4 protein-coding genes are annotated in these 5,303 nt (G+C 60.4%); all 4 read left to right on the forward strand.

The window, feature by feature from the left end; genetic code table 11:
• Window positions 1-36: 36 nt before the first annotated feature.
• Window positions 37-1,218 (forward strand): UxaA family hydrolase, encoded by a 1,182-nt coding sequence (locus ACLHHB_RS03155; protein ID WP_410216831.1) that lies wholly within the window; start codon window positions 37-39, stop codon window positions 1,216-1,218.
• An 83-nt stretch (window positions 1,219-1,301) separates the two neighbouring features.
• Window positions 1,302-2,258 (forward strand): tripartite tricarboxylate transporter substrate binding protein, encoded by a 957-nt coding sequence (locus ACLHHB_RS03160; RefSeq protein ID WP_410216832.1) that lies wholly within the window; start codon window positions 1,302-1,304, stop codon window positions 2,256-2,258.
• A 79-nt stretch (window positions 2,259-2,337) separates the two neighbouring features.
• Window positions 2,338-4,323 carry a tripartite tricarboxylate transporter permease gene (locus ACLHHB_RS03165; protein ID WP_410216833.1) on the forward strand — a complete coding sequence of 662 codons (1,986 nt, stop codon included), beginning with the start codon at window positions 2,338-2,340 and terminating at the stop codon, window positions 4,321-4,323.
• Between the two features lie 13 nt (window positions 4,324-4,336).
• Complete coding sequence (locus tag ACLHHB_RS03170; RefSeq protein ID WP_410216834.1) at window positions 4,337-5,272, forward strand: hydroxyacid dehydrogenase; 936 nt, start codon at window positions 4,337-4,339, stop codon at window positions 5,270-5,272.
• Window positions 5,273-5,303 lie beyond the last annotated feature (31 nt).

The following is a 5,303-nucleotide window of genomic DNA, read 5'->3' on the forward strand; positions in this document are numbered from 1 at the left end:
CACACCCAGAACTGCAAAACGAAAAGGTGGTAAGCCATGGCGCTTGATTTCAGCACTGCGACTGTGAAGGCATGGCGCCGCGAGAACGGCCGCGTCGGCGTGCGCAACCATGTCCTGATCCTGCCGGTCGACGACATCTCCAACGCGGCTTGCGAGGCGGTGGCCAATAACGTCAAGGGCACGCTGGCCATTCCCCATGCCTATGGTCGCCTGCAGTTCGGCGAGGACCTGGAACTCCATTTCCGTACCATCATCGGCACAGGCGCGAACCCCAACGTCGCTGCCGTTGTCGTGATCGGCATTGAGCCGGAATGGACCAAAGTTATTGTTGACGGCATCGCCAAGACCGGAAAGCCTGTCACCGGCTTCTCGATCGAGCAGAAGGGCGACTTCGAAACGATCCGCCAAGCCAGCTGGAAGGCCAAGGAATACGTCCATTGGGCGACTGAACTCCAGAAGGAGGACTGCCCCGTCAGCGACTTGTGGGTGTCCACCAAATGCGGCGAAAGCGACACCACGACTGGCCTGTCGTCCTGCCCAACCGTTGGCAACATGTATGACAAACTGCTGCCGCACGGGATCTATGGCTGCTTCGGTGAAACCTCGGAGATCACTGGGGCTGAGCACATTTGTGAAACACGCGCGGCCAATCCGGAGGCTGCCGAAAAGTTCAAGACGATCTGGAAGGCTTATCAGGACGATGTCATCGAACAGTTCAAGACTTCGGACCTGTCAGACAGTCAGCCGACCAAGGGCAATATCCTGGGGGGTCTGACAACCATCGAGGAAAAAGCTCTGGGCAATCTGGAGAAGATCGGAAAGTCGTCGACATATATCGACGCAATCGGGCCTGCGGAGACGCCGGAAAAGGGGCCGGGCCTTTACTTCATGGACAGCTCCTCCGCGGCAGCAGAGTGCGTGACGCTGATGGCAGCGGGTGGCTACGTGATCCATACCTTCCCGACCGGTCAGGGCAACGTGGTGGGCAACCCTATCGTTCCGGTAATCAAGATCTCCGGGAACCCGCGCACGCTGCGGACCATGTCCGAGCATATCGATGTGGACGTTACCGGGGTGCTGACGCGCGAAATGACAATCGATCAGGCCGGTGACTCGCTGATCGAGATGATCATGCGCACTGCCAACGGGCGTTTGACCGCCGCCGAGGCTTTGGGACACCGTGAATTCTCGATGACCAAGCTTTACCGCAGCGCCTGATTGTGCACGCCTGCCGCGCCTTTGAGGAGGGGTGCGGCAGGCGCAGGTTTGTTCAGATGACCACAACAAGGGAGGAGAAGACCATGATCGGAACGACGACACGGCGCCTGATCGGCGTGGCAGCCCTAGCTTTGATGAGCGGGGCAGGAGCCGCTCTGGCCTACCCGGACGGACCGGTGACCTATATCATCCCGTTCAACGCGGGCGGCGAAAGCGACGTGACCGCGCGTTATCAACAACCGCACTTCAGCAAGATCACCGGTCAGGACCTGATCGTTCAGTATCTGCCAGGAGCGGGTGGAGCCCAGGCATGGGCAGGCTTGAACGGCATACATGGTGATGGCCAGACGATTATGGGCACCAACCTGCCGCATATCATCCTGCAGCCCATGCTGCAGGATCCGGGCTACACAACTGAAGACATCACCAACGTCTACATGTTCCACTTCACGCCTGACGCGCTCATGGTCAGCAAGGACAGTCCGTATCAAACAGTCCAAGATGTCATTGACGCCGCTAAAGAGATGCCCGGCGGTATCACGGCGGGGGGATCGGCCACAAATTCAGCCAATCACGTCGCCAACCAGGTCTTCATGAACGAGACCGGCGCGGAGCTGACCTATATCCCTTATACTGGCACCGGTGCGACTGAAACGGCACTGGTGGGCGGCGAGGTCGATGTGCTTTGGGGTTACACAACCGTTGCCGTGCGTCAGGCTGATGCGACACGCGTTCTTGCTGTTGCAACAGAAGAGCGCCATCCGCTGTTTCCTGATGCTCCCACTTTCAAGGAGTTGGGGATCGACATGGTCGGCGGCGCGTACCGCGGCATTGGTGTGCCGTCCTCGACCCCGGAAGAGGTTCGCCAGCAATTGTCTGACATCATCGGCCAGATCAACGCCGATCCTGCATTCCGCAAGCAGATGGAAAACGACGGTTATGCTCTGATCGACGTGCCTTATTCTGAAATGGACGCATTCATGGCTGAACGTGTCGAAGCTTATACGGCTGTCGCTGAACAGTTGAAGTCCCAGCAGTAACCCTGAACCCGAGCGGATCGGGCCGCTTTGCCAAGCGGCGGCCCGGCTTTGCGATCTCGCGAGCCAAAAGGGGACAACCATGGCCAATGCGGCAAGTATTCTGTTCGAAGCGCTCAGCCCGATGAACCTGCTTCTGGCTCTGCTGGGGGTTCTTGGCGGAACCATCATTGGAGCGCTACCGGGATTGTCGGCGACAATGGCGATTGCCGTACTGGTGCCCTTCACTTTTGTCATGGATCCGGCGTCTGGCCTGATCATGCTGGGCGCCATCTATACCGGCGCTGTGTATGGCGGCGCCTTTGCGGCGATCCTGGTCAACACCCCCGGCACCCCAAGTTCCATTGCGACCACTTTTGATGGTTACCCCATGGCCAAGCGTGGAGACGGCGATCTCGCTGTCACGCTGGCCACCATCGCCAGCGTCTTTGGTGGCCTTGTCGGAGCCATCCTCCTGATCACTCTGGCCCCGAAGCTGGCCACTCTGGCGCTGGCTTTCCAATCAACCGAGTATTTCTGGTTGGCGATCCTGGGGTTGACCTTGATTGCCACACTCTCCGAAGGCAACCTCATCAAAGGTCTTATCGGCGGTATGTTCGGGTTGTTCCTGTCGATGATTGGCGTCGCAGTCATCGGTGGAGATACGCGCTTCACCGGAGGCATGCCTTCGATGTTGGGGGGGATCGACATCGTGGCCGCCCTGATCGGACTTTACTGTATTCCGGTCTTGATCGGCTTGGTTTCCTCGCCAGACCAGCATCTGGACCCCACCGAAGCCCGGGGGTTCCGTCTTTTCGAGGCCCTGGGCATCTCAGCGCGCAATTGGTTCAACCTTGTGCGCTCTTCCTTGATCGGCACCGTGGTCGGCATCCTTCCGGGAGCAGGTGGATCGATCGCCTCCTTGGTGGCCTATGCCGAGGCTCGCCGTGCGTCGCCGCATGCGGCAAACTATGGCAAAGGTGAGCCGGGTGGCATTCTGGCAACCGAAAGCGCCAACAATGCGACCGTAGGCGGGGGATTTATTCCAACGCTGGTCTTGGGCATCCCCGGAACACCTCCGGATGCGGTCATCATGGGCGCGCTGATGGTCCAGGGCATTCGCGTCGGTCCGTCCCTTTTCCAATCGGGTGACGACACGGTCTATGTCTTCATGACCGGCCTCGTTATTGCCACGCTGCTGATGCTGCCGGTGGGACTGATCGTCGGACGCTATGCCTTTCGTTTCATCACGAACGTGCCCAAGGCGATGCTTGTGCCATTGATCGCGTTCATGACCGTGATCGGCAGCTTTGCCATCCATGCCAACCCGCATGATGTCCTGGTAATGGTCGTGCTGGGCCTCATCGGTTGGGCGGCAGGTCGGGCCGGATTTGGCGCCTCGCCAATCGTGCTGGGCCTGGTCCTGGGACAGATCGCCGAGCAGGGCTTCATGCGTGCTTGGATGATTGGCGGTGCCCGCAATGATTTCATGGGGCAACTGCTGCTGAACCGGCCCATCAGCTGGGGGATCGTGGCCCTGATCCTGCTGACCATGTGCCTGCCACTGCTACGAATGCGGACAGCGCGTCGCTTGGCTCGTGAGGAAACTTTTGTCCACGAAGCGCCTGTTGATCATCGGCAAGCCGATCGTGCGGGTCTGATTGGATCGGCCGCCTTCCTGGCACTGGCCGTCTGGATGCTCTTGCAGGCACAGGGACTGAGCACCATGGCTGCTGCCTTTCCTTATGCCGTCGGTGCGGTCTTGGCGATTTTGTCCCTGCTCCAGGTCGCCCGCAGCCTGCGCGGCCAGGCGGGCGTCAATGCAGAGGCTGCTGGTCCAGATGGGACGACACGCGGCTTGGTGCTGGGCGCCACTATGCTGGGCTGGGCGGTGATCTTCCCGCATCTGGGTATGTATGTCACTTCGCTGGTCGCCTGCACCCTTTTGATGCTGACCGGCCAGTTTGGCCGTCTGACCGGCCGCCGCCTTGCAGTCTATCTGGTCTGCATCCTGCTGATGGTCAGTGTTTTCTACCTCCTGATGGTTCGGGTTCTGAACGTGCCCCTGCCTCCGGCCTTGCTGTTCTGAGAAAGGAAACGCCATGTCGCGTATTGTCATCACCGAATTCATGGACGAGGCCGCCGTGGCCCGGATGTCTGCCGACCATGACGCGCTCTATGCGCCCGACCTTGTCGACCGTCGCACGGACCTGTTGCAGGCGCTGAAGAAGGCAGAGGTGCTGGTCGTGCGAAACCGCACCTGCGTGGATGCAGAGCTCCTGCAAGCTGGTCCGCATCTAAGGGCTGTGGGCCGACTTGGGGTAGGGCTCGACAATATTGATCTGGAGGCCTGCAAGGCTCGGGGGATCACTGTCTGGCCCGCCACGGGAGCCAATGATCTTGCGGTGGCCGAGTACGTGATCACCACGGCAATGATGCTGTTGCGCGGTGCCTATCTTGCCTCGGGTCGGGTTGCCGCCGGGGAGTGGCCACGTCAGGATCTCATCGGAGGCGAGACCTCGGGTCGCATCATGGGCCTCCTGGGCTTTGGCGCCATTGCCCGCCAGGTCGCGACGCGTGCCCAAGCCATGGGCATGACCGTTATCGCCCACGATCCTCATCTGCCCAATACGGACCCGGCATGGGTTTCGGCTCAAGCGGTTTCCCTTTCGGATTTGCTGGCGCAGTCCGATGTGCTCAGCCTGCACGTGCCCCTGACGCCGCAAACCCGCCACGTGATCAACGCGGACGCGCTGGCAGCCATGCGCGCAGATGCAGTGCTGATCAACGCTGCACGCGGTGGTGTTGTGGACGAGACCGCACTGGCCGACGCACTGCGACAGGGACGCTTGGCCGGAGCCGCCTTGGATGTCTTCGAGGTCGAACCGCTGACGCCCGAGGCCGGAGGCATCTTTGCCGACCTGCCGAACCTCATCCTCACACCGCATATCGCAGGCGTCACTGGAGAGTCCAATGTGCGTGTCAGCAGCCTGATCGCCGACAAGGTTCTGACGCATCTGGCGAAAGAGGACGCGTGATGGCTCACATGACGCTTGATCAGGCCCATGA

Source organism: Paracoccus sp. (in: a-proteobacteria) (assembly GCF_046462195.1).
Taxonomy (GTDB): Bacteria; Pseudomonadota; Alphaproteobacteria; order Rhodobacterales; family Rhodobacteraceae; genus Paracoccus.